Below are 23,344 nucleotides of genomic sequence, written 5' to 3'. Positions count from 1 at the left end.
CCGATATGCGCATCGGCATCGTGATCCTTCCCGACCAGCGCTGGTCGGTCGCCTCCGAGCGGTGGCGCCGCGCCGAGGAGTACGGCTTCGACCACGCCTGGACCTACGACCACCTCGGGTGGCGCGACCTGATCGACGGGCCGTGGTTCGACGCGGTGCCGACCCTGACCGCGGCGGCCGGCGTGACCAGCACGATCAAGCTGGGCACCTATGTCGCGTCGCCGAACTTCCGGCACCCGGTGCACTTCGCCCGGGAGGTCACCGCGCTCGACGACATCTCCGGCGGCCGCCTGCTGCTGGGGCTGGGCGCCGGCGGGATCGGCTTCGACTCGGCGGTCCTCGGCGAGCCGGAGCTGACGCCGGGCCGGCGGGTGGACCGGTTCACCGAGTTCCTCGACCTGCTCGGCACGATCCTCACCAATCCGGCCACCACCCACCGCGGGGAGTTCTACACCGCGATCGACGCGCGCAGCATTCCCGGCCCGGTGCAGCAGCCGCGGCCGCCGTTCGTGGTGGCGGCCAACGGCCCACGGGCGCTGCGGCTGGCCGCCCGGCACGGCGACGGCTGGGTGACCACCGGCCCGCAGGCCGACGATCTCGCGTCGTGGTGGCGCGCGGTGGCCGAGATCTCGTCCCGATTCGCCGAGGCCCTGACCGCGGCCGGCCGGCCGCTGGACGCGATCCCGCGCTATCTGAACCTGGACTCGGCCCCGCTCTATTCGATGACCAGCGTCGACGCCTTCACCGATGCGATCGGCCGTGCCGCCGACCTCGGCTTCACCGACGCCATCACGCATTGGCCGCGCACCGCGAGCTGGTACGCCGGCGACGAAAAGGTCCTGGAATCAGTTGCGGAGCGCCTGCCGGCGCTCCGCGGAATCTGAACCCGGCCGCTCAACCCGAGCCGCGATCGCCCCGCTGAGCGAAGCGAAGCCATCAACTCAGTGAGCCGCGCGGTACGCGTCCGTAACGGACTGCGGAATGCGGCCGCGCTCGGAAATCTGGTGGCCGTTGGCCTGCGCCCACTCGCGGATCAGGCGGTTCTCGTCGCGAGAGCCCGCGGTGCGGCTGGGAACGCCCCGGCGGGCGCCGATCCGGCCGGGGCCGCGACCGAGGCGGGTGCCCGCGCTGATGTACGGGTCGAGTGCCTTACGCAGCTTCCCGGCATTGGCCTCGGAAAGGTCGATCGTGTAGTTAATGCCGTCCAGGCTGAACTCGACGGTGCGGTCCGCCTTCTTTCCGTCCAGATCGTCGATCAGAGTGGTGATAACCTGCCGCGCCATAATGACTCCCGAGTTAATCCGATCAACCGCGCCCAGTCTTGCTCGAAACCGGCATCCCGCGCAACTCATCGAACCAAATTTCGCAATTCTTTCCCGCCGTTATTCAAATGGCGGGACCGACATTCACAGGAAACGGCGAGATTTCCCGGGTGGCCGCCGGGTGTGTGGATCACCTAGGGTCGCAGGCATGGACGAACGGGCGGCGTGGCACGAACGGCGCCGGCAAGCCATCGCCGGGCACGCCGCCGCACAGGCCGCGAGCCGGGAAGCCGAGGCTCGTGAGGCCGCGGTCCTGCTCGCCGATTTCGTCCGCCGGGCCGCCGAGCGCGGCCTGCCGCCGCATCCCCTGGCCGCTCGCAGCTTCGACGGCCGCGCGACGTACCGGACGAGATCCACGGGGTGGTATCTGAAGTCCAACCGCTCGGTCGCCGTCGGTGCGAACGGCGAGTATTACGTTCTGACCGTCCCGGCCTCGCTGCGCGCCCGGTTCACCGGCGCCGACCTGACCCCGAGCACCCCCCGGCTGATCGTCGGCGCGGGCGGCGGCGACGGCGAGACCATCCCCCTGGCCCAGTTGCTTGATCAGCGACTCGACGCGGGAGTCTCCTGGCCTTGAACCGTGTTCCGGCAACCCTCGCCGCGCTCCTCCTCGCCGCGGCGGCGGCCGTCGTTCCGGCCTCCCCGGCCGCCGCGGCGGACATCCCCTGCCCCAAGCCGAAGGTCGCCAAGCCCACCGGCATCCCGCCCCGGCCGGTGCCCCCGGCCGACGACCCGGTCAACAGCGCGGTCGGCGGCGACGCCCTGGCCACCCACGGCCTGGTCATCCCGGCCGGCGCGAAACAGCCGCCGGCGGTCACCGCCACCACCTGGATCGTCGCCGACCTGGACACCGGCGAGGTGCTGGGCGCCTGCGGGCCGCACGTCTACCAGACCCCGGCCAGCGTCCAGAAGACGCTCTTGGCTGCGACGGTCATGGACAAGCTCGACCCGAACCAGACCATCACCGCGGTGCGCAGCGACCTGGACATCGAGGTGAACAGCTCGGCGGTCGGCATCGTGGTGGGCGGAAAATACAAGGTCTCCACGCTCTGGCTGGGGTTGCTGCTCAACTCCGGCAACGACGCCGCGAACGCCCTGGCCCGCACGGCCGCCGGCGGCGGCTCGGACGGAGTGGCCAAGACGGTGGCCGCCATGAACGCCGAGGCGCAGCGGCTGGGCGCGTTCCAGACGCACGCGGTCACCCCCAGCGGTCTGGACGGCAAGGGCCAGTTCACCAGCGCGTACGACCTGGCGCTGATCGCCCGTAAGGACTTCGCGAACGCCGACTTCCGCAAGTATGTGCTCACCAGGACCGCGCAGATGCCGGCCCAGCCGCAGGTGAAGCAGAAGGGCTTCCAGATCCAGAACGAGAACAAGCTGATCTACAACTACCCGGGCGCGATGGGTGGCAAGACCGGCTTCACCACGGTCGCCCGGCACAGTTACGTGGGCGGGGCCCAGCGCAACGGCCGGCGCCTGGTGGTGACGCTGCTCGGCGCCGAGGCCCATCCACTGCGCGGCTGGCAGCAGGGCGCCGCGCTGCTCGACTGGGGTTTCGCGCAGCCCGCGGATTCCTCGGTCGGCAAGCTGGTCACCCCGGAGGACGTGGCCGCCCGCAACGCCGCGACCACCGAGGCCAAGACCGAGTCGACCGGCGCGGCGAAGGCGGCCGCACCCGCGGTGCACTCCCCCGGCCCCGGCGCGACGACGGTGATGGCGGCCGGCCTGGTCGCGCTCGTGCTGGCCGGCACCCCACTGTTGTTGCTGCTGACCCAGCGCCGCCGGCGCGGCCCGCGCGCCGCCGTGGCCCGCTCCGTCAGGCGAGGATGAGGCCGAACACCCAGACCACGGCGACGCCGAGCGCGGCGGTGAACTCGATCAGCATGGCCATTCCGGCCGCGCCGAGCGCTTTCTTGGTCGACGGCCAGGCCTGACCGGGCCCGAGCCGCGCCTGCTCGACCAGGAACACTCCGAGCACGAAGCCGAGGATCAGCCCGACCACCGGGATCACGAAGAAACCGACCACGCCGAGCGCGCCGCCGGCCAGCAGCGCCGTGTTGGGAATCCCGGCGCTCTTCAGCCGCCGGCCCGGGAGCAGGTATTTCACCAGCGCGCCGAGCGTCGCCACCAGCGTGGCGATCACCAGCACCAACCACTTGACGGTGCCCGTCGCGTCGCCGAGCAGCGCCCACGCCAGCACGCCGAGCCAGCTCAGCAGCAACCCCGGAAGCACCGGAATCACCACCCCCACGACTCCCAGCGCGATCACGATCCCGGCGATGACGTTCACGGTGGTGCCGGTGTCGGAGAGGTCCATGGGACCAGCGTGCCCGCCGATGGCAAGTAGCCAAACACGGCAACCGTTACGCACCTGGTCGTGACCGAAAGTCGTACCCCAGGCCGACCAAAGTTTCCTCCTGTCAGCCGGGTAGCCCACGGGCCGCCCGACCAACAAAACCGGGGGAACTTACATGAACACCATCGTGACGAACGCAGCCGACGCCGCGACCGCGCCCGCCGCTACGGTGCTCTCCGCCGCCGAGCAGGAGGAGCTGATCCGCACCCACATGCCGCTGGTCGGCCACCTGGTGCGGGACATGCTGACCCGGATCCCCAACCACATCCACCGGGACGACCTCACCAGCGCCGGCCTGCACGCGCTGGTGACCGCGGCCCGCGGCTGGGACCCGGAGCGCGGCATCCCGTTCCACCGCTTCGCCAGCACCCGGATCCGCGGCGCCATCCTGGACGAGCTGCGCGCCCTCGACTGGGCCACCCGCTCGGTGCGCACCAAGGCCCGCGCCACCGACACCACCCGCCAGCAGCTGACCACCACGCTCGGCCGCACGCCGACCTCGGACGAGCTGGCCCAGGCCCTCGGCACCACCACCAACGACCTGCAGCGCACCGACACCGACGTGCAGCGCGCGACCGTGCTGTCGCTGCAGGGCTTCACCACCAGCAGCGCCGACGACCTGGTCACCGAGAAGACGCCGGGCCCGGAGGACATGCTGCTGCGCCGTGAGCAGATCGGCTACCTGCACCACGCGATCGGCTCGCTGCCGGACCGGCTGCAGGTCGTCATCACCGAGTACTTCCTCAACGAGCGCCCGATGGCCGACATCGCCGCCGACCTCGGCGTGACCGAGAGCCGGATCAGCCAGCTGCGGGCCGAGGCGCTGTCGCTGCTCAAGGACGGCCTGAACACGCACCTGAACCCGGACCTGGCCCCGGTGCCGGACAACCCGGACAGCATCACGGCCCGCCGCCGCGCCAGCTACTACGCCAACATCGCGAACAACACGTCGATGACCAGCCGGCTCGCGATGACCAACGCGCACGGCCACACCACGTACGGCCGCACGCTGCGTACGCCGGCGGCAGTTGCCTGATTTTTCAGGATTTTCCGGGCCCGGCGTCTATCGACGCCGGGCCCGTTCCGGTTCAGTCCGCCAGTGCGCCGAGCACCTTGGGCAGATCGGCGCTGTGCAGGACGCCGAGGCGGCGGGTGGCCCGGGTGACGGCCACGTAGAGATCGGACAGACCGCGCGGGGACTCCGCGATGATCTCGTCCGGCTCGACCACGATCACCGCGTCGAATTCCAGACCCTTCGCTTGCCGTACGGTCATCAGCACCACCTGGTTGAGCAGGTCGGGCTGTTCTCCCACGGCCGCGCCGGGCACCGCCTCGACCAGCTGCCGGCCCAGTTCCTCGGCCAGCGCCGTGGGCACGAGCACCCCGACCCGGCCGTCGCCGACCTCGGCGGCTTCCAGCCGTACGGCCGCAATTGTCTCCGCGGGAAGCGCGGCCCGCGGCACCCGGAGTGACCAGGGCGCGACGCCCGCGGACCGCACCGACCGGGGCGGTTGCAGCGCCGGGTCGACCGCGGCCAGGACATCGGCCGCGACCGCCATCACCTCGGCCGGCGTGCGGTAGTTGACGGTCAGCTCGACCAGGTTCCAGCGCTGCGCGACGTAGGGCTCGAATACCTGGTCCCAGCCGGTGGTGCCGGCCAGTTCCGAGGTCTGCGCGACGTCGCCGACCACCGTCATCGAGCGGCTCGGGCAGCGGCGCATCAGCAACCGCCAGGCCATCGGGGACAGCTCCTGTGCCTCGTCGACGATCACGTGACCGAAGACCCAGTTGCGGTCGGCGGCGGCCCGCTCGGCCGCGGTGCGGGTGTCGATCACCTCGTGCCGTTCGACGAACGCGCTCGCGTCGACCACGTCGATCGCGGAGAGGATCTCCTCCTCCTGGTCCTCGAAGTCCAGCGAGCGTGAGCCCTCGACGATCTCCAGGACGCCCTCGGCGTACTCGATCGCCTCGCGCCGCTCCTGCGCCGCCTGCCGTTTCTGCAGCGTCTCGTCGACGCCGAGCAGGTCGGCCAGCTCGTCGAGCAGCGGCACGTCGGCCGGCGTGAACCGGTGGTCCCGCGCGCGGAGCAGCAGCGGGTCGCCGCCCGCCGACGCCAGCCGGTCGGGATCGCTGAGCAGGTCGCGCAGCACCTGGCGCGGGGTGAGCACCGGCCAGAAGTCGAACAGCGCCATCTGCACGTCGATGTCCTCGCGCAGTTCGCGGCGGGTCTCGGCGAGGTCCGCTTCGGACAGTAGATTTTCCCCGCCGAGTGGGTCGGCGCCGATCCGCTCGGCGATCTGCAGGCTCAGCGCGTGGATCGCCTCGGTCACGAAGACGCCCCGCGCCACGTTGTGCGGGCGCCCGGAGCGGCGGGCCGCGGCCCGGGCGTCCTCCAGCACGCTGCGCTCGATGCGCAGTGGGTAACCGTCGTGGTCGACCTCGATGTAGTCGCCGGGCACGGTCTGCCGGTCCTCGACCGCCCGGGCCAGCACCTCGAGCATGCCGAGCCGGCCCTTCACCGCGGCCACCGCCGGCGACTCGACGGCCCGCGCGCGCACGCCCGGGAACATGTCGCCCAGCGTCGCCAGCAGCACCCCGGTCTCGGCCAGTGACGGCAGCACCTGGGAGATGTAGCGCAGGAACGTGGTGTTCGGCCCGAGGATCAGCACGCCCTGCTTGGTGAGCTGAGCGCGGTAGGTGTAGAGCAGGTAGGCGGCGCGGTGCAGCGCCACCGCGGTCTTGCCGGTGCCCGGCCCGCCCTGCACCACCATGATGCCGTTGAGCTCGGCCCGGATCACCTCGTCCTGCTCGGGCTGGATGGTCTCGACGATGTCGCGCATCCGGCCGGTGCGTTCGGCGGTGAGCGCGGACAGCAGCGCCGCCTCGCCGGTCACGTCCTCCCGGCCGCCGGTGGCGCCTGCCTCGAGGTCGAGCACCTCGTCGTCGATCGCGGTCAGCGTGCGGCCCTTGGTGCGCAGGTGCCGGCGCCGGGTCACGCCGTCCGGCGACACCGCGGTCGCCAGGTAGAAGGGGCGGGCGGCGGGGGCCCGCCAGTCGACCAGCAGGGGGTCACGATCGTGTTCCGGAGCGGACAGTCCGAGCCGGCCGATGTAGCGCTTTTCGTCGGTGTGGAAATCGAGGCGGCCGAAACACAGGCCGTTCTCCACGGCGTTCATCTGAGCCAGTTGCTCGGCGTAATGGCTGCGGTTGGCCTCGCGCTGAGCACGGCCCTGCGGGGTGCCGCCGGACTCCAGCAAAATCGCCTTGAGTCGCTGGTCAGCCTGATCGCGCAGGCTGTCCAGCCGTTCGTAGAGGGTGGTGAGGTACGCCTGTTCCGCGGCGAAACTTGACAATGCCACTCCCCTTTGTGCTATCATTCGTCGCGATGGCGCTCATATCTTGAGCGTCTTTTTTTATTGCCTCGACAATCGCTCAGAATACACCAGGGTCACTGGGGTAACGGCGCTCCACGGAAGTGTCATCAATCCGTCAAGTTCGCTGGCGAGCCGTTACGCGCAACGGTCGATCCCGATTAGTCCCGGCATGACCCACGACCACCCGATCCGACGTTTCGGCGCGCTCGCCCTCACCGCGGTCGCTGCCCTCACCCTCGTCACCGCCTGCTCCGGCGACGACGACGAGCCGGCCGGCAACGCGGCCGCGGCTGCGGCCGGTGGCCCCGAGCCGAAGACCGTGGAAGGCGCCCGCGCCGCCGCGCAGACCGTCTTCGACCGCTTCGCCGGCGGCGACTTCGCCGGCGCCTGGGACATGTACACCTCGGCCGGCAAGCAGTCGATCAGCAAGGACGACTACGTCAAGCTGAACCAGGCCTGCTCCCGCAAGGGCCTGGCGATCCAGCTCACCAGTGCCCGGATGGAGGGCCAGGACAAGGCGATCGTGATCGCCAAGCAGCTGGTGGCGGCCCAGTCGTACACGATGGTGTACGAGAACAACGCCTGGAAGCTGGAGCCGGCCAAGGAAGGCCTGGCGCTCTACAAGCTCGGCGCGGCCAAGGCCATCGCCGCGCAGAAGAAGGCCGGCACCTGCGCGGGCTGACGTCCGTTGCCCGCCGCCCGGTTCGGGCGGCGGGCACCGTCCGGTTCGCTCTAGGCGGCCCGCGGCATTCCGTCCGGGCTGGTCATCGCCAGCCGGGAGTGCAGCGTGCCGCGCACCCCGATCTGCTCGTAGTAGGCCGAGCGGCGGCGGGCCACACAGCCCTCCTTGGGCGGGGTCTCCGCGGCCAGGGCCGGGTCCAGGTGCGTGTTCAGGCCGTCCCGCAGCAGGCCCAGGGCCTCGGCGCGCAGCTGCGACACGCGCGACTCGGTGACACCCAGCTCCTCGGCGATCCGGGCCATCGGCCGCTCGTCGAAGAAGTAACCCTGCACCACCGTGCGCAACCGGTCCGGCAGCGCGTCCACCGCGTGCTTGAGGTAGCCGAACCGCTCCCGGCGGATCAGCATCTCCTCCGGGCCGAGACTCGGCTCGGTGACCATGTCGTCGGCCGCCGCGGTCGCGAAACCCTGCAGGCTGAACACCACCGCGCGGTGCACGTCGTCATCGGCGGTCTCGATGTCCTCCACCGAGACACCCATGTGCTCGGCGACCTCCTGCACCGTCGGGGTGCGGCCCAGCTTGGCGGTCAGCTCCTGGCGCGCCGCGTCGGTACGCCGGGCCCGCTGCCGCACCGAGCGGCTGGCCCAGTCCAGGCCACGCAGCTCGTCCAGCAGGGCGCCACGCACCCGGGCCGCCGCGAAGCGGCCGAACGGGACGCCACGGTCGGCGTCGAAACCACGGGCCGCGTGCACCAGGGCCGCATAGCCGGCGGACATCAGGTCGTCGCGGTTGACGTGCGCCGGAACCCGGGCCAGCATCTCCCGGACCAGGTGACCGACGAGCGGCATGTGTTCCTGGACGATGTCCGAACGGCGGCGGTCAGCGACAACAACGGGGGCACCGCTCATAGTTGGGGGATCTCCTCGCGGTAACGCCCGGGTTGGGGGTAGTCCCGGGCACTGAGGAGAACGGTGATGGCGATTGAGTGCTAAGCAGGTCCCGTACGGGTGCAGCACGGTTGCTTCGCGAACCTGCGGGTAGTCTTGATCCCCTGACCATCTTTGGAGTTCCCACTACATGTTGACCTTTTCCGAGCTCGGTGTGCCCGCCGCCCTGACGCAGGCGCTCGCCGGCCTCGGCATCACCACCCCGTTCCCGATCCAGGCCGCCACGCTGCCGGACTCGCTCGCCGGCCGAGATGTTCTCGGCCGCGGCCGCACCGGCTCCGGCAAGACGTATGCGTTCGCGCTGCCGCTGCTGGCCCGCCTCGCCGCCTCCAAGTCGCCGCGCAAGCCGCGCCGGCCGCGGGCGCTGATCCTGGCGCCCACCCGTGAGCTGGCGACCCAGATCGACGCCGCCCTGGCACCGCTCGCCGCGGTCCTGGGCCTACGCACCCTCGTCGTCTTCGGCGGCGTCGGGGCAAACCCGCAGATCAAGGGCCTCGCGGCCGGCGTCGACGTGCTGGTGGCCTGTCCCGGCCGGCTCGACGACCACCTGCGCAACGGCCACGCCTCGCTCGACTCGGTCGAGGTGACCGTGCTGGACGAGGCCGACCACATGGCCGACCTCGGCTTCCTGCCGGTGGTGCGCCGCCTGCTCGAGCAGACCCCGCGCAACGGCCAGCGACTGCTCTTCTCGGCCACCCTCGACAACGGGGTCGACGTGCTGGTCAAGCGCTTCATGAACAAGCCGGTGACGCACTCCGTCGACTCGGCCACCGAGGCCCCGGTCGAGATGTCCCACCACGTGCTGCACGTGCGCGGCGACGACCGCTTCGGCGTCCTGGTCGACCTGCTCTCGGCACCCGGCCGCTCGGTGGTCTTCACCCGCACCAAGCGCCGCGCGAAGGTCCTCACCAAGCAACTCATCGGCGCCGGCGTGCCCGCGGTCGAGCTGCACGGCAACCTCGCGCAGAACGCCCGCAACCGCAACCTGGCCGCCTTCTCCGACGGCAGCGCCGAGACGCTGGTGGCCACCGACATCGCGGCCCGCGGCATCCACGTCGACGACGTCGCCCTGGTGATCCACGCCGACCCGCCGGTGGAGCACAAGGCCTACCTGCACCGCTCCGGCCGCACGGCACGGGCCGGCGCGCAGGGCACGGTCATCACCCTGATGACCGACGACCAGCAGGCCGAGGTCCGCGACCTGACCCGCAAGGCCGGCGTCCGCCCCACCACCAACCGCACCCGCCCCGGTGACCCGCTGCTCTCCGAGCTGGCCCCGGGCGAGCGTCGCTTCGTGACGGCACCCGCGCCCCAGCCGTCTCGGCCGGCACAGTCGTCCCGGGCCGGCCAGTCCGCCCGGACCGGTCAGCCCTCGCGGGCCGCTCAGCCGTCCCGTGCCGGGCAGTCTTCGCGGGCCGGGCAGGCGGACGGGGGCGACCGGCCGAAGCAGCGCGGTGGGGGCGCTCAGCCGTCCCGCGCGAACCGCGGCCGCGGCCGCGGCGCGGCACCGCTGATCCACACCTCGGAGTCGTCGGCCGGCAGCGGCCGTTCGGGCGGCTCCACCGGCGGCGGGAACCGCGGCCGGAGCGGGGCCGCCACCACGTCGACGGCCGGCCGGAGCAGCGGCGCGGCCGCTTTCTCCTCCGCCAGCCGCGTCGGCCGCCGCTGATCGGGCGACCACCACGTCCCGGTGACGCGCACCGTCACGTCGCCGGGACGTCCACCTCGATCTCGTCGCCCAGGGTGAAGCCCGCGCACAGTTCCAGGTCGTCGCCGCTCCAGAAGCGGCCCGGGTCGTACCAGCTCGGGTTGTGGCGCGGCGGCAGCAGGCCCATGTCCTCGTAGGTCACCGCGACCACCTCGGCGCAGTAGGCCGTCTCGAGGGCGGCATCGCCGACCGGGCCGCGTTGCCACCGGCGCGGGCGGATCTGGGGCACCCGGCCGCGCGCCCAGCGCCATGCCAGCTGCGCCGACGACGGGAACGGGGTGCCGTCCAGGCGGGCCACCGTCTTGAGGGCTTTGTCCTCCATCGGACGGGTCACCGATGGTTCCAGCTGGCGGAGCCAGCCACGCTGGCCGTACCGGTTGGCCCAGACCGTGACCGCGTCGCGCAGGTCGTGCAGCTGGACGCCGCGCTGGAACGTGCCGGACCACAGGTCGGGCAGGGACTTGCCCAGTTCGGCGTGCCACATGAGCGGCGGCATGTCCTCGATGACCAGGGACATCCCGACATGGTTCACGGGGCTGTTGGTGAGGGTCTGGATCGCCCGGTCGGGGCCGGAACGGCCGCGGAAGATCCAGATGTCACCGGTGCGCGTCAGGTCGATCGCCTGGTCCAGGCTGATAGCGGCATCCACGTGTCTATCCTCGGGTGATGCGTTGGTGGAAAATAGTGGGTCTGGCCGGATTGGCAGGAGTGGCGGCTACCGGAGTGGTGGTCGCCCGGGGCGAACGGAAACGACGGGCGTACACCCCTGACGAGGTGCGACAGCGGCTGCACCAGCGGGCCGCCGAGTCAGACAACATCAGTGTCGCGGAGTAGCGACCATAGTCCTGCCCCGTCCGGGGCCGAAAACCACGTCTTGCCGTGCGAGCCGACCGCCTCGGGGGTGCCGGCCGGCCCGGGGACGGCGCCGGCCAGCACCGCCTGGGTGGGTGACAGGCGGCGGATCGCCACGGCCGCCACGTTTTCCGGGTGGGCGTGCGCGAACTCGGAGTAGATCTCCTGGTCGTGCTGGCCGTCGTCGCCGATGAGCAGCCAGCGGACGTGCGGGAATTCCTGCGCCAGCCGGCGGAGAGTGTTGCGCTTGTGCTCCTGGCCGCTGCGGAACCAGCGGTCGGGGGTCGGGCCCCAGTCGGTGAGCAGCAGCGGGCCCGCCGGGTAGAGATGGCGGGACAGGAAGCGGCTCAGCGTGGGCGCGACGTTCCACGCGCCGGTCGACAGGTAGAACACCGGAGCGCCGGCGTTCGCCGTGATCAGCCGCTCGTAGAGCACCGCCATGCCGGGCACGGCCATCCGGGCGTGCTCGTCGAGGACGAACGTGTTCCACGCGGCGAGCAGCGGCCGGGGCAGCGCGGTGACCATCACCGTGTCGTCGATGTCGGAGATGAGCCCGAACTTGCAGGCCGGGTCGACCACCCGGATCGGTGCCTCGACGGTGGCCGCGCCGTCGGTGGCGAGCTGCGCCTTGGCCCAGCCGGGCTCGAGGTCGCCCTTGACCCGGCAGTCGATGTAACCGCTGCGGTCGGTGCGGGTCTCGGTGACGGTGTCGCCGACCTGGACGCGCACGACCATGTTGCTGACCGGCGAGCTCAGGAAGCTGCGCCAGCCCCGCACCTTTTCCAGCCGCTTGTGCGAATCGCCGCCACGGGTCAGCACCACCCGGCCCATCACCCGCGCCCAGCCGGGCGCGCCGTAGCCCGTGTAGGCGGTGATCACGGGTTGCCAGCCCCGATGACGCAACCGGCGCTCGACGATCTCGTGAAGTGCGTCCTCCACCCGCGCGGCCCGGTGCATCCGGACCACGGCTGAGGAGGCACCCGCCGGAGTCTGCGTCACGCTTGCTGGCCCCCTAACCCGGTCGTTCCGTGCCGGTTACGGTACCCGCCCGGCCGGACACCCGCGGACGAATGCGGGGCGCCTCCACACACGACTTCAGGCCGCAGCCGGAAGCTCGGCGGTGGTCCATTGGTCGGCAAACCAGTGTTCATCGGAGACGGCTTGCCCGGCACCGGCCCGGGTAACCGCGGCGGCCGCCTCGAGTCGCAGACTGCGCAGCGCCTCGGCCGCCGACTCGGCCTCCTGCCAGGAGGCCCGCTCGGCCCGGAGCGCCGATTGATACTCGTCGAAACGGTGCGACCGGACCGCCTGCCGCAGCAACGACTCCTGCACCACCGGGTGCAGCCGGGGGTTCCAGCCACGGTGCGCGAAGACGTCGTTCAGCTGCGCGATGGAGAGGTCGTGGTTGCGGCAGGCGGCGCTGGCGGCGTGATGCAGATAACGCTCCCGGGCGCGGTTCTCGTCCGGCTTGCGGCGCTTGCTGATCAGCGGGAAGGCGGCGGCCTTGGCCGCCTCCCGGGCGGTGCGGTCGGCCACGTCGTAGGCCAGCCAGGCGGCGTCGAGCCGTTCCTGCGCGGTGGCCCATTCGGCCCGCCGCCGGGCGGCGGTGGCGGCGGCCCGGTCGGCCGCCACCGAGATCTCCTCGGCGAAACGGAGATCGTCGTCCACGACCGGCGGCGCCGACGGCCGCTGGTTGCGGGCGATCGCCGCCGCCGCGAGCAGCACGCCGCCGAGCATCACCACCCAGAGGGCAGCGGCCTGCGGGACGGACACGAGAAAGCTGTGCATGGCCGTTTCCACGGAAACACCTCACCGAGAGACGCGATCATCGTGCGGAGGTTGCGCTGAGTGGCGCGCCTTTCGGCACGCGGCGTTTCTTTCCCGTACGGGATAGAACCAACGCCTTCCGCTGCGGGCGACCTCCTGCTCGGGTGAAAAGCAGATCGTCATCGCGCCCGAGCGGAGTTCCGGCTCGGCTCCGCAGCAGCCGGCCGACCCGGGTGCGGAGAAGTGCTAGATCGCCGGGGGTGCCCGCTCGCCGCGGATCCGCGGCGAGACGCCGACCAGAACCGCGAGCGACACCAGCACCAGGATCGCGGTGACCGCGACGGTCGAGGCGGGCCGGGGGGCGGGCACAACACGTACGGCCGGAGGCGCCGGAGCCGACTCACTCACCGCGACCGTCGCCGAGGCCTCCACGGTGACCGCGGCCGGCGGTGCGGCCAAAGCCGCCGACGCCGGAGCCGGCGTGGTGAAGGCGAGCGCGAGCATCGCCAGACCGGCGAGGAAGCGCAGCAGGCGGTGGCCGTCCCAGTTCCGGGGAAGCACACGCGCCACAGCTGTCACGTGGATCAACTTACCGTTTCCCGCCGCAACGTGCACGGCTCCCACTCGTTGTGGTCATTTCGGGCGTGTCCCACGGACGAGGGAAGATGGATCCGTGGAACTTCAGGTGGTGGAGCAGGTGGCCACCCTCGGCGACTGGATCGCGGAGGGCGGCGTGGTGGTGCTGAGCGGGGCCGGACTGTCGACGGAGTCGGGGATTCCGGACTATCGCGGCCCGTCCGGATCGGCCCGGCGCAGCACCCCGATGACCTACCAGACCTTCACCCGGGACCCGATCGCCCGGCGCCGCTACTGGGCGCGCAGTCACCTCGGCTGGCGCACGATCGGTGCGGCCCGGCCGAACGACGGTCACCTGGCCGTGGCCGCCCTGCAGCAGCAGGGCACGGTGGCCGGCATCATCACCCAGAACGTGGACGGCCTGCACCAGGCGGCCGGCGCGCGCGACGTGGTCGAGCTGCACGGCAACCTCGCCCGGATCACCTGCCTGGCGTGCGGCGAGCTGACCCCGCGCGAGATCCACGGCGAGCGGCTCGACGCGGCCAACCCGGAGTTTGCCGGAGTGGCGCTGGCGTTCAACGCGGACGGTGACGCCGAGCTGGCCGACGAGTCGCTGGACGGATTTACCGTGGTGGATTGCCTGAGTTGCGGCGGGATGCTGAAGCCGGACGTCGTCTACTTCGGTGAGACGGTGCCGCCGGAGCGCGTGGCGCGCAGCTTCGAACTCGTGGAAACCGCCCGTACGCTGCTGGTTCTTGGTTCTTCCCTGACCGTGATGTCGGGCCGGCGGTTCGTTCTGCGGGCCGCGAAGCTCGGCATCCGAGTGGCGATCGTCAATCGCGGCGTCACCCGCGGCGAGCCGTACGCGGGGCTATTCATCGATGCCCCTTTGGGCATCGTCCTTCCCCATTTGGTAGCGCTCCCAGCCGCATAAATCGGGATGATTTCGACGTGGTTACCGTAGCGATACACAAATAAAGTTTGTTACGCATTGACGTGACGGCGGCCACTGTCGTTAACTGCCGGAACCGGTCCCGAAACCGGTTCCGCAATACCCCGGCAACACGATCCGCCTCCAGCGGAGACAATCGCGGGTATGGACACAGGAGGACCAGTGCCGATCACCATCGCCGACGTGGCGGCCCGGGCGAAGGTCAGCAAGACGACCGTTTCCCGGGTGCTGAACGGCAAGGGTGAGCTGGACGAGTCGACCGCCGCCCGGGTCCGGGCCGTGATCGACGAGCTCGGTTATGTGCCCAGCTCCCGCGCCGTGGGCCTGGCCCGCGGCCGCACCCGGGTGGTGGGCATGCTCGTTCCGTCACTGACCTGGCCGTGGATCGGCGAGGTCATCCAGGGCGCGGTCGACGTCCTGGAGACCGAGCGGTACGGCCTGCTGCTGTTCACCTGCAACCGCGGCGAGGAGTCGATGCGCCAGTTCGGCGCCCAGGTGTCCGCCAAGTCCTTCGACGGTCTCCTGGTCATCGAACCCGAGGGCACTCTCGACTACATCGCCACCCTGCACCGCCGCGGCCTGCCGATGGTGCTCATCGACGACCGCGACCAGACCTCGGGCGAGATCCCGAGCGTCAGCACCACCAACCACGACGGTGCCGGCTCGGCGGCCCGCCATCTGCTCGAGATCGGCCGGCGCAGCCCGCTGGTGATCACCGGCCCGGAGCGTTTCGGCTGCACCAGCCAGCGCACCGACGGTTTCGCCGCGGTCTACGCCGACGCGGGCCGGCCGATCCCGGCCGAGCGCACCTCGCTCGGCGACTTCACCGTCGACTGCGGCATCGCCGCCGTGCAGACGGCGCTCGAGGCCGGCGTGGAGTTCGACGCGGTCTTCGCGCACAACGACCTGTCCGCGCTCGGCGCGATGCAGGCCCTTCAGGACACCGGCCGCCGCGTCCCGCAGGACGTGGCGGTCGTCGGCTTCGACGACATACCCACGGCGGCACACACCCAGCCGCCACTGAGCACCGTGCATCAACCACTGCGCGAGATGGGTGAGGCCGCGGCTCGTACGCTGCTCGCCCACTTCGAGGGCACACCCCTGCCCAACCGCCCGACCGTCATCCCAGCGAGCTTCGTCAAGCGCGGCTCGACCGTCGAATAGCACCTAAAACCCGGTAAGCACCCCCGATCGACGATCGGTTACCGAAACGCGCCCTCACCTCGGGGCCGGCGGAAACTCGCCGGCGCCGCGATGGCGCACACCCCTCTTCACCCAAACACCTCTCAGGAGCACCTCGATGCAGAGAAGGACTCTGTTCGCCGCTGTCCTGGCGGGAGCGCTCGCCACTGGCGGCGTCGCCGCGTGCAGCGACTCACCCAACGCCAATAACAACGCGAACGCCGGCAAGTCGGTGGACTACCTGCGGATCGGCATGCCGAACGGCACGCAGACCGAGAACCACAACCCCTTCGCGGGTACGTCCTCGGCCAACGCGCTCGGCTACAAGTGGATGATCTACGAGCCGCTGACCCAGTGGAACCCGGTCAAGCCGGCCGACCCGGCCAAGCCATGGCTGGCCAAGGAGGTCAAGTGGGCCGCGGACTACAAGTCGGCGGACATCACGGTGCGCGACAACGCCACCTGGTCGGACGGGCAGAAGCTCACCGCCGACGACGTGGCCTATACGTTCACGCTGCTCAAGTCGAAGCCGGCGCTGAACGCCAACGCGATCCCGTTCGGTGACATCACGGTCAACGGCAGCGTCGTGCACGTGACGTTCACGACGCCGCAGTTCGTCAACCAGAACAAGATCATGGCGAGCACCCCGATCGTGCCCAAGCACGTCTGGGAGAAGATCGCCGACCCGACCACCGACATCAACAAGAACCCGATCGGCTCGGGCCCGTACACGCTGAAGTCCTTCACCCAGGCCGGCGTCGTGCTCTCCGTCCGCACCGAGGGTTACTGGCAGGACCTGCCGAAGGTCAAGGAGCTGCGCTACACGTCCTATGCGGACAACAGCGCGCAGACCACGGCGCTGGCCAACGGCGAGTCCGAGTGGAGCTTCGTCTTCATCCCGAACTACCAGGCCACGTTCATCTCCAAGGACCCGGCCAACCACAAGGTCTGGGCGCCGGGCGTGCTGGGCATCCACGCGCTCTACATCAACACCACGGTGAAGCCGTTCGACGACCCGAAGCTGCGCCAGGCGATGAACATGGTCGTCAACCGGGCGGACATCTTCAACCAGGCCGAGGCCGGTTACTTCCACCCGCAGATCAACAGCGTGACCGGTCTGCCCGACGGCGCCGGTGACGCGTTCATCGCGCCGGAGTACAAGGACAAGAAGTTCACGGTCGACGTGGCGGGCGCCAAGGCGCTGCTGCAGAGCGCGGGCTACAAGCTCAACGGGACGACGCTGACCGACCCGTCCGGCAAGCCGGTCAAGATCAAGCTGAGCGACCCGGCGCCGTGGTCCGACTACCAGACCACGCTGGAGATCCTCAAGACCAACTTCGCCGAGATCGGCATCCAGGCCACGGTCGAGAAGCCGAACCAGGACGTCTGGGACGCCAGCGTGCAGAAGGGCGACTTCGAGGCCTCGATGCGGTGGACGAACGGCGGCGCCACGCCGTACGACATCTACCAGACCATCATGGACGGTGACCTGCTCAAGCCGCTCGGCACCGCCGCGCAGCAGGGCAACTTCGGCCGCTTCAAGAGCCCGGAGGCGACCGCCGCACTCAAGGCGTACGCCAACGCCACCAGCGACGACGCCCGCACCACCGCGATGAACCAGATCCAGAAGATCTTCGTGGAGCAGGCTCCGGCGCTGCCGGTCGGCTCCGACAACGTGGGTGGCGACTACAGCACCAAGAACTGGACCGGCTGGCCGTCCGACGCCGACCCGTACGCGGGCATGCAGCCCACCCAGCCGTACGCGCTCGACATCGTTCTGCACCTCAAGCCCGCCAACTCCTGATCGTCGCCCCGCCGCTCCCCGCACGGCACCCTCGTGCGGGGGGCGGTTTTCACCCCCGCAAAGGACTTCGGCACATGACGTCTACTCAGGACGCCAAGGCCCCTGCGGGCGAGGTGGTGCTTGAGGCGATCGGCCTGACCAAGCACTTCCCCGTCCGCCGGCGACTGCGCGATCTCTTCAGCAAAGAGCACGACGCGGTGCACGCCGTCGACGACGTGCACCTGACCCTGCGGCGCGGCCAGGTGGTCGCGCTGGTCGGCGAATCCGGCTCGGGCAAGTCCACGGTGGCCCGCCTGCTCGCCCAGCTCTACCCGCGTACCGGCGGGGACATCCAGCTGCACGGCCGGAGCACCACGGTCAAGGGTGGCCGCAACTTCCGCGGTTACGCGGCCCGGGTCCAGATGATCTTCCAGGACCCGTTCGCCTCGCTGAATCCGGTGCACACCATCCGGTACCACCTCACCCGGGCGCTGAAGATCCACCACAACGCCGGGGACGACCTCGACGCCGCCCTGGCCGCGCTGCTCACCCGGGTCAGCCTCACCCCGCCCGAGCGTTACCTGGACAAGTTCCCGCACGAGCTCTCCGGCGGGCAGCGCCAGCGGGTCGCGATCGCCCGCGCGCTCGGCGCCGACCCCGAGGCCCTGCTCGCCGACGAGCCGGTGTCCATGCTGGACGTCTCCATCCGGCTCGGCGTGCTGAACCTGTTGCGGGACCTCAAGGAACGGCTCAACCTGGCGATCCTCTACATCACCCACGACATCGCGTCGGCCCGGTACTTCGCCGACGAGACCCTGGTGATGTACGCGGGCCGGATGGTCGAGGGCGGCGACAGCGAGACCGTCACGCAGACGCCGGCCCACCCGTACACCCGGCTGTTGATCGATTCCGCCCCGGACCCGGACCGGCTGACCGGCGACATCGATCCGCTCGAGGAGGACCGGGGCAACGGCGAACCGCCCAGCCTGATCCGCCCGCCGTCCGGATGCCGGTTCCACCCGCGCTGCCCGGCGGCCATGCCGCGGTGCAGCACCGATCTGCCGGTCCGCCTGGAGATCGGCGACGCGCCCGGCCACTGGGCCGCGTGCTGGCTGTACGACAAGGCTGGTGCACAGTGAAGTACTTCCTCCAGCGGATCGGGTTCTACGTGTTCACCGCGTGGGCCGCGATCACCCTGAACTTCTTCATCCCCCGGATGGTGCCGGGCGACCCGGTGCAGTCGCTGATCGCCAAGTACAAAGGCCAGCTCAGCACCGACGCGATGCAGTCGCTCTACATCCTCTTCGGACTCGACCAGCACAAGAGCATGTGGGCCGAGTACGTCGACTACTGGAAGCAGATCTTCCACGGCGACCTGGGCCTGTCCTTCACGTTCTTCCCGGCCCCGGTCTCCCAGGTCATCTCGCAGGCCCTGCCCTGGACGCTGCTGCTGGTCGGCATCACCACGATCATCAGCTTCCTGCTCGGCACCAGCCTCGGCGTGGTGGCCGGCTGGCGGCGCGGCTCGTGGACCGACGGCCTGCTGCCGGTCACCACGTTCTTCTCGTCGGTGCCGTACTTCTGGCTCGGCATCATCGCGATCTACCTGCTGGCCGGGCCGGACAGCTTCTTCCCGTCGTCCGGCGGCTTCGACTCGGGCCTGGTGCCCGCCTGGGACCAGTACTTCATCCCGAGCGCCATCCAGCACAGCCTGCTGCCCGCGCTGACCATCCTGATCTCGTCGGTGAGCGGCTGGATCCTGAGCATGCGCAACATGATGGTGACCGTCGCCAGCGAGGACTACATCACCGTCGCGCACGCCAAGGGCCTGTCCGAGCGGCGGGTGGCGCTGAGCTACGCGGCCCGCAACGCGCTGCTGCCCAATGTCTCCGGCTTCGCGCTGTCGCTCGGCTTCATCGTCGGCGGCACCCTGCTGGTGGAGATCGTCTTCTCCTATCCCGGCCTCGGCTTCACGCTGCTGCAGGCGCTCGGCGCCCGGGACTACCCGCTGATGCAGGGCATCTTCCTGATCATCACGATCGCGGTTCTGGTGGCCAACCTGCTGGCCGACATCGCCTACCTGCTCCTCGACCCGCGCACCCGCAAGGACGGCTGAGAGATGACGATCCCCACCTCCAGCATCGAGCAGGTCATCCCCGGCCAGGGCGCGATGGCCCAGCCTTCGGCCAAACCGGCCAAGGCCAAACGGCAGAGATTCCTTTTCGTACGCAACACCAAGGCGGCCACCGGTCTCGTCGTCCTGGGCGTCTACGTGCTCCTGGCGATCATCGGGCCGTGGATCGCTCCGTACGACCCGAGCGGCCGCAGCAACGACCTCGTGCAGGGCCCGTCGGCCGCGCACTGGTTCGGCACCACCCACCTCGGCCAGGACATCTTCAGCCAGATCCTGGTCGGCACCCGCAGCGTCATGTACGTCGGCTTCCTGGCCGGCCTGATCGCGACGACGCTGAGCGTCCTGATCGGGGTCACCGCCGGCTACCTCGGCGGCAAGACCGACGACAGCCTGTCCGCCCTGACCAACGTGATCCTGGTGATCCCGGCCATCCCGCTGATGATCATCATTACCTCGGTGCTGAACAACGCCAGCGACACCCTGATCGCCGTGGTCATCGGCCTCACCTCGTGGTCCTGGAACGCCCGGGTGCTGCGGGCCCAGACCCTCTCGCTGCGCCGGCGCGACTTCGTCGAGGCGTCCCGGGCCAGCGGCGAGACGACCTGGCGGATCGTCATCTTCGAGCTGCTGCCCAACCTCACCGCGGTGATCGCCTCCGGCCTGGTCGGCACGGTCATCTACGCCGTCCTGTCCGAGATCACCCTGGCGTTCATCGGCATCACCTCGAACGACGGCTGGAACTGGGGCACCATCCTGTTCTGGGCGCAGGGTCAGCAGGCCCTCGGCCAGCACGCCTGGTGGTGGTTCGTGCCGGCCGGCCTCGCCATCGCGTGCCTCGGCACCGCCCTGTCGCTGATCAACTTCGGCATCGACGAGTTCGTCAGCCCGCGGCTGCGCAGCGCCGGCAAGACCAAGCTGAAGACCGCCGCCGGCCACACCGTACGGATGCGGATCGGCTTCACTCCCGTGCTGGAGAACTCGGCCGCCCCGCACACCCACGCCCGGGTCATCTCCACCCCCGTGATGCGAGAGGCCAAGTGATGGCAGAACCGGTTCTCGAGATCCGCAACCTCAACGTCGACTACGGCCTCGGCGACCGGGCCGTGCACGCCGTCCGCGACGTCAACCTGACCCTGCACCGGGGTGAGGTGCTCGGCCTGGCCGGGGAGAGCGGCTCGGGCAAGTCGACCCTCGCCTACGGCCTGACCCGGCTGCTCGCCCCGCCCGGCGTGATCACCGGCGGCCAGGTCATCTACCACCCCGCCCAGGGCTCGTCGTACGACGTGCTCGCGCTCTCCGACAACGGGCTGCGCGAGTGGCGCTGGGCCGAGACGGCGATCGTGTTCCAGGGCGCGATGAACTCGCTCAACCCGGTGCACAAGATCTCCACCCAGCTGATGGACGTGCTCAAGGCGCACGAGCCGAACATGAGCGCGCACAGCCGGGCCGCCCGGGCCCGGGAGATGCTCAAGCTGGTCGGCATCTCCGCCGACCGGATGGACGCCTACCCGCACCAGCTCTCCGGCGGCATGCGGCAACGCGTCATGATCGGCATGGCCCTGATCCTGCAGCCGCAGGTGGTCATCATGGACGAGCCGACCACCGCCCTCGACGTGGTGATGCAACGGCAGATCCTCGGCCAGCTCATCGAGCTGCGCGAACGGCTCGGCTTCTCGGTCATCTTCATCACCCACGACCTGTCCCTGCTGGTCGAGTTCTCGAACCGGATCGCCATCATGTACGGCGGCCGGATCGTCGAAGAGGCGCCCGCGAACACCATCTATCGCGACGCTCTGCACCCGTACAGCAAAGGTCTGTTGAGCTCTTTCCCGGCCCTGCGTGGCCCCCGGCGCGAGCTCACCGGCATCCCCGGCTCCCCGCCGGACCTCGCGGGCATGCCCGCGGGTTGCTCGTTCCATCCTCGTTGCCCGAAGGCTTTCGAGCCCTGCGGCAGCGCCATCCCGGTGCTCGGCCGTCCGGACACCCCGGATGGAGCCGGCCGTTCCGTCGCGTGCTGGCTGCATCCGGCCGAGCAGCCCGTCGGATGACGCGGGGCCGGTCTTCATCTCCCGGAGACCGGCCCCTTTCCAATCCCCACCTGGAGAGACATGAACCCCACCACCGCACCGAGCATCGTCATCCCCCCGGTCACGGGGCTGCCCACCGACTTTCGCTGGGGTGTCGCCACCTCCGCGTACCAGATCGAGGGCGCCGCGTTCGAGGACGGCCGGACCGCGTCCATCTGGGACACGTTCTGCCGCAAACCGGGCGCCGTGCACAACGCGGAACACGGCGACGTCGCCTGCGACCACTACCACCGGATGCCGGCCGACGTGGCCTTGATCAAGAGCCTGGGCGTGGACTCGTACCGGTTCTCGGTGTCCTGGCCCCGGGTGCAGCCGGGCGGCCGCGGGCCGGTCAACCCGGCCGGGCTGGCCTTCTACGACCGGCTCGTGGACGAGTTGCTCGCCGCCGGGATCGACCCGTGGGTGACGCTGTACCACTGGGACCTGCCGCAGGAGCTCGAGGACGCGGGTGGCTGGCCGGTGCGGGACACCGCCTACCGGTTCGCCGATTACGCCTCGCTCGTCTTCGACAAGCTGCAGGACCGGGTCGGCACGTTCACCACCCTCAACGAGCCGTGGTGCTCGGCCTGGCTGGGTTACAACGTGGGAGTGCACGCGCCGGGGCGCAGCAATTTCGACGATTCGCTGTTCGCCGTGCACCACCTGCTGCTCGGGCACGGGCTGGCGACGCAGCGGATGCGGGCGTCTTCCACGGGGGACCACACCTTCGGGATCACGCTCAACATGGGCACGGCGGACCCTGCTGCGGACACTCTTGAGGATCGCGAAGCCGCCCGTCGCGCCGACGGGATGGGGCTGCGGATCTACCTTGATCCGCTGCGGTACGGCCGGTATCCCTCGGACATCGTCGACGAACTGGCCGCGCGTGGATCGGCCTTCCCGGTCCGCGACGGGGACCTGGAGATAATCTCTACGCCGTTCGAGGTGCTTGGGGTCAATTTCTACTTCGGACAGGACTTCGCCGGGACCGATCTCGACGGGAACACGCACGATGCTCTCGGTGAGCCGGTCGTTCGGGCTGTTCTGCCGGATACTCCGCGGACGGCTATGGACTGGCCCATTACTCCCGAGCGGTTCACCAAGTTGTTGGTCCGGTTGCACCAGGACTACCCCGGGTTGCCGATGGTGGTCACCGAGAACGGGGCCGCTTTCGACGATGCGCCGGATTCTTCGGGATATGTCGCCGATGACGATCGGACTGCCTATCTGGCCTCGCACATCGGGGCCGTTGCCGACGCCCGGGCGCAGGGTGCTGATGTGCGCGGTTATTTCGCCTGGTCGCTGATGGACAACTTCGAGTGGGCCGAGGGGTACGCGAAGCGGTTCGGCATCGTGCATGTCGACTACTCGAGCCAGGTTCGGACGCCCAAGCAGAGTGCTCTCTGGTTCCGGGACACCATCGGGCTGGTGCGCGGGCAGTAAGACCCCCGGATGCGGTCGTAGCCCTTCGGCGCGGCCGTATCCGGGCTGCTCCGGGTCGTAGTTGCGGCCGGAGCATTCGGGGCGCTGCCCCGGACCCCGGCCGGGCGCTCGGAGATCAGCCTGCCGGTCGGGTTCGGCCCTGGGTGGGGGTTGGGCTTACTGCGGGGCTTGGGGATCTCCTCGCGGCGGCACTTCAAGCGATC

At 70.1% G+C, this 23,344-nt stretch carries 22 protein-coding genes; 14 read left to right on the top strand and 8 right to left on the bottom strand.

From position 1 onward, the window contains the following. The first annotated feature begins 5 nt into the window (after positions 1 to 5). Complete coding sequence (locus Ato02nite_RS30245) at positions 6 to 884, top strand: LLM class flavin-dependent oxidoreductase (RefSeq protein WP_213010061.1); 879 nt, start codon at positions 6 to 8, stop codon at positions 882 to 884. A 57-nt stretch (positions 885 to 941) separates the two neighbouring features. Here Ato02nite_RS30245 and Ato02nite_RS30240 read toward each other — a convergent pair whose 3' ends face one another. Beyond that, the gene (locus tag Ato02nite_RS30240) at positions 942 to 1,283 is read right to left on the bottom strand and encodes a histone-like nucleoid-structuring protein Lsr2 (RefSeq protein WP_213010060.1); all 342 of its coding nucleotides are present in this window, start codon (positions 1,281 to 1,283) and stop codon (positions 942 to 944) included. Between the two features lie 187 nt (positions 1,284 to 1,470). On the opposite strand from Ato02nite_RS30240, the gene Ato02nite_RS30235 reads away from it, so the two are divergent. After that, positions 1,471 to 1,899, top strand: a complete 429-nt coding sequence (locus Ato02nite_RS30235; RefSeq protein ID WP_213010059.1) for a hypothetical protein — start codon at positions 1,471 to 1,473, stop codon at positions 1,897 to 1,899. Beyond that, entirely contained in the window at positions 1,896 to 3,152 is a 1,257-nt protein-coding gene (locus Ato02nite_RS30230; RefSeq protein WP_246607571.1) for a D-alanyl-D-alanine carboxypeptidase family protein, read from the top strand. The genes Ato02nite_RS30235 and Ato02nite_RS30230 overlap by 4 nt, the downstream gene beginning before the upstream one ends. Here Ato02nite_RS30230 and Ato02nite_RS30225 read toward each other — a convergent pair. Further along, positions 3,139 to 3,639, bottom strand: coding sequence for a DUF456 domain-containing protein (locus Ato02nite_RS30225; RefSeq protein ID WP_213010058.1), 501 nt, complete (start codon positions 3,637 to 3,639; stop codon positions 3,139 to 3,141). The two genes, Ato02nite_RS30230 and Ato02nite_RS30225, sit on opposite strands and share 14 nt — an antisense overlap. Positions 3,640 to 3,793: 154 nt before the next feature. On the opposite strand from Ato02nite_RS30225, the gene Ato02nite_RS30220 reads away from it, so the two are divergent. Continuing rightward, positions 3,794 to 4,714 (top strand): sigma-70 family RNA polymerase sigma factor, encoded by a 921-nt coding sequence (locus Ato02nite_RS30220; RefSeq protein WP_213010057.1) that lies wholly within the window; start codon positions 3,794 to 3,796, stop codon positions 4,712 to 4,714. A gap of 52 nt (positions 4,715 to 4,766) precedes the next feature. Here Ato02nite_RS30220 and Ato02nite_RS30215 read toward each other — a convergent pair whose 3' ends face one another. After that, positions 4,767 to 7,055: a HelD family protein gene (locus Ato02nite_RS30215; RefSeq protein ID WP_213010055.1), complete on the bottom strand. Its 2,289-nt coding sequence runs from the start codon at positions 7,053 to 7,055 to the stop codon at positions 4,767 to 4,769. 166 nt (positions 7,056 to 7,221) lie between these two features. Here Ato02nite_RS30215 and Ato02nite_RS30210 point away from each other — a divergent pair, with 166 nt between their 5' ends. Then, entirely contained in the window at positions 7,222 to 7,734 is a 513-nt protein-coding gene (locus Ato02nite_RS30210) for a hypothetical protein (RefSeq protein ID WP_213010054.1), read from the top strand. Between the two features lie 50 nt (positions 7,735 to 7,784). Here the strand turns inward: Ato02nite_RS30210 and Ato02nite_RS30205 are convergent, their stop codons facing one another. Further along, positions 7,785 to 8,639, bottom strand: a complete 855-nt coding sequence (locus Ato02nite_RS30205) for a sigma-70 family RNA polymerase sigma factor (protein WP_213010053.1) — start codon at positions 8,637 to 8,639, stop codon at positions 7,785 to 7,787. Positions 8,640 to 8,808: 169 nt separating this feature from the next. Between Ato02nite_RS30205 and Ato02nite_RS30200 the strand changes: the two genes are divergently transcribed. Next, the gene (locus Ato02nite_RS30200) at positions 8,809 to 10,347 is read left to right on the top strand and encodes a DEAD/DEAH box helicase (RefSeq protein ID WP_213010052.1); all 1,539 of its coding nucleotides are present in this window, start codon (positions 8,809 to 8,811) and stop codon (positions 10,345 to 10,347) included. Between the two features lie 34 nt (positions 10,348 to 10,381). Here the strand turns inward: Ato02nite_RS30200 and Ato02nite_RS30195 are convergent, their stop codons facing one another. The 4 genes from Ato02nite_RS30195 to Ato02nite_RS30180 form a co-directional block, all read right to left on the bottom strand. Beyond that, entirely contained in the window at positions 10,382 to 11,035 is a 654-nt protein-coding gene (locus Ato02nite_RS30195; RefSeq protein WP_213010051.1) for a hypothetical protein, read from the bottom strand. A 158-nt stretch (positions 11,036 to 11,193) separates the two neighbouring features. Beyond that, positions 11,194 to 12,195 carry an App1 family protein phosphatidate phosphatase gene (locus tag Ato02nite_RS30190; RefSeq protein WP_213010117.1) on the bottom strand — a complete coding sequence of 334 codons (1,002 nt, stop codon included), beginning with the start codon at positions 12,193 to 12,195 and terminating at the stop codon, positions 11,194 to 11,196. A 138-nt stretch (positions 12,196 to 12,333) separates the two neighbouring features. Further along, complete coding sequence (locus Ato02nite_RS30185) at positions 12,334 to 13,038, bottom strand: hypothetical protein (RefSeq protein WP_213010050.1); 705 nt, start codon at positions 13,036 to 13,038, stop codon at positions 12,334 to 12,336. 213 nt (positions 13,039 to 13,251) lie between these two features. Next, positions 13,252 to 13,584: a hypothetical protein gene (locus Ato02nite_RS30180; protein WP_213010049.1), complete on the bottom strand. Its 333-nt coding sequence runs from the start codon at positions 13,582 to 13,584 to the stop codon at positions 13,252 to 13,254. A 94-nt stretch (positions 13,585 to 13,678) separates the two neighbouring features. On the opposite strand from Ato02nite_RS30180, the gene Ato02nite_RS30175 reads away from it, so the two are divergent. From Ato02nite_RS30175 to Ato02nite_RS30140, 8 genes are all read left to right on the top strand, one after another. Beyond that, positions 13,679 to 14,515: an NAD-dependent protein deacetylase gene (locus Ato02nite_RS30175; protein ID WP_213010048.1), complete on the top strand. Its 837-nt coding sequence runs from the start codon at positions 13,679 to 13,681 to the stop codon at positions 14,513 to 14,515. Between the two features lie 180 nt (positions 14,516 to 14,695). Next, positions 14,696 to 15,697 carry a LacI family DNA-binding transcriptional regulator gene (locus Ato02nite_RS30170; protein WP_213010047.1) on the top strand — a complete coding sequence of 334 codons (1,002 nt, stop codon included), beginning with the start codon at positions 14,696 to 14,698 and terminating at the stop codon, positions 15,695 to 15,697. A gap of 136 nt (positions 15,698 to 15,833) precedes the next feature. Further along, positions 15,834 to 17,519, top strand: a complete 1,686-nt coding sequence (locus tag Ato02nite_RS30165; RefSeq protein ID WP_213010046.1) for an ABC transporter substrate-binding protein — start codon at positions 15,834 to 15,836, stop codon at positions 17,517 to 17,519. 74 nt (positions 17,520 to 17,593) lie between these two features. Beyond that, positions 17,594 to 18,637, top strand: coding sequence for an ABC transporter ATP-binding protein (locus Ato02nite_RS30160; RefSeq protein ID WP_213010045.1), 1,044 nt, complete (start codon positions 17,594 to 17,596; stop codon positions 18,635 to 18,637). Further along, positions 18,634 to 19,614 carry an ABC transporter permease gene (locus Ato02nite_RS30155; protein ID WP_213010044.1) on the top strand — a complete coding sequence of 327 codons (981 nt, stop codon included), beginning with the start codon at positions 18,634 to 18,636 and terminating at the stop codon, positions 19,612 to 19,614. The genes Ato02nite_RS30160 and Ato02nite_RS30155 overlap by 4 nt, the downstream gene beginning before the upstream one ends. Before the next feature lie 3 nt (positions 19,615 to 19,617). After that, a complete protein-coding gene (locus Ato02nite_RS30150; RefSeq protein ID WP_213010043.1) occupies positions 19,618 to 20,673 on the top strand; it encodes an ABC transporter permease in 1,056 nt (351 codons plus the stop codon). Then, on the top strand, positions 20,673 to 21,680 hold the full coding sequence (locus Ato02nite_RS30145; protein ID WP_213010042.1) for an ABC transporter ATP-binding protein: 1,008 nt from the start codon (positions 20,673 to 20,675) through the stop codon (positions 21,678 to 21,680). The genes Ato02nite_RS30150 and Ato02nite_RS30145 overlap by 1 nt, the downstream gene beginning before the upstream one ends. Before the next feature lie 60 nt (positions 21,681 to 21,740). Beyond that, entirely contained in the window at positions 21,741 to 23,141 is a 1,401-nt protein-coding gene (locus tag Ato02nite_RS30140) for a GH1 family beta-glucosidase (RefSeq protein WP_213010041.1), read from the top strand. The last annotated feature ends 203 nt before the right edge of the window (positions 23,142 to 23,344 follow it).

Origin of the sequence: Paractinoplanes toevensis (assembly GCF_018332695.1) — a bacterium.
GTDB lineage: Bacteria > Actinomycetota > Actinomycetes > Mycobacteriales > Micromonosporaceae > Actinoplanes > Actinoplanes toevensis.
The sequence above is the reverse complement of the archived record's forward strand: the minus strand, read 5'-3'. Positions and strand labels throughout refer to the sequence as shown.

Coding starts and splice junctions, on each gene's coding strand:
- Ato02nite_RS30210 (WP_213010054.1), top strand. CDS start 7,222: ATGACCCACGACCACCCGATCCGACGTTTCGGCGCGCTCGCCCTCACC.
- Ato02nite_RS30150 (WP_213010043.1), top strand. CDS start 19,618: ATGACGATCCCCACCTCCAGCATCGAGCAGGTCATCCCCGGCCAGGGC.
- Ato02nite_RS30205 (WP_213010053.1), bottom strand. CDS start 8,639: ATGAGCGGTGCCCCCGTTGTTGTCGCTGACCGCCGCCGTTCGGACATC.
- Ato02nite_RS30140 (WP_213010041.1), top strand. CDS start 21,741: ATGAACCCCACCACCGCACCGAGCATCGTCATCCCCCCGGTCACGGGG.
- Ato02nite_RS30235 (WP_213010059.1), top strand. CDS start 1,471: ATGGACGAACGGGCGGCGTGGCACGAACGGCGCCGGCAAGCCATCGCC.
- Ato02nite_RS30165 (WP_213010046.1), top strand. CDS start 15,834: ATGCAGAGAAGGACTCTGTTCGCCGCTGTCCTGGCGGGAGCGCTCGCC.
- Ato02nite_RS30220 (WP_213010057.1), top strand. CDS start 3,794: ATGAACACCATCGTGACGAACGCAGCCGACGCCGCGACCGCGCCCGCC.
- Ato02nite_RS30200 (WP_213010052.1), top strand. CDS start 8,809: ATGTTGACCTTTTCCGAGCTCGGTGTGCCCGCCGCCCTGACGCAGGCG.
- Ato02nite_RS30145 (WP_213010042.1), top strand. CDS start 20,673: ATGGCAGAACCGGTTCTCGAGATCCGCAACCTCAACGTCGACTACGGC.
- Ato02nite_RS30190 (WP_213010117.1), bottom strand. CDS start 12,195: ATGCACCGGGCCGCGCGGGTGGAGGACGCACTTCACGAGATCGTCGAG.
- Ato02nite_RS30215 (WP_213010055.1), bottom strand. CDS start 7,055: ATGATAGCACAAAGGGGAGTGGCATTGTCAAGTTTCGCCGCGGAACAG.
- Ato02nite_RS30240 (WP_213010060.1), bottom strand. CDS start 1,283: ATGGCGCGGCAGGTTATCACCACTCTGATCGACGATCTGGACGGAAAG.
- Ato02nite_RS30160 (WP_213010045.1), top strand. CDS start 17,594: ATGACGTCTACTCAGGACGCCAAGGCCCCTGCGGGCGAGGTGGTGCTT.
- Ato02nite_RS30245 (WP_213010061.1), top strand. CDS start 6: ATGCGCATCGGCATCGTGATCCTTCCCGACCAGCGCTGGTCGGTCGCC.
- Ato02nite_RS30225 (WP_213010058.1), bottom strand. CDS start 3,639: ATGGACCTCTCCGACACCGGCACCACCGTGAACGTCATCGCCGGGATC.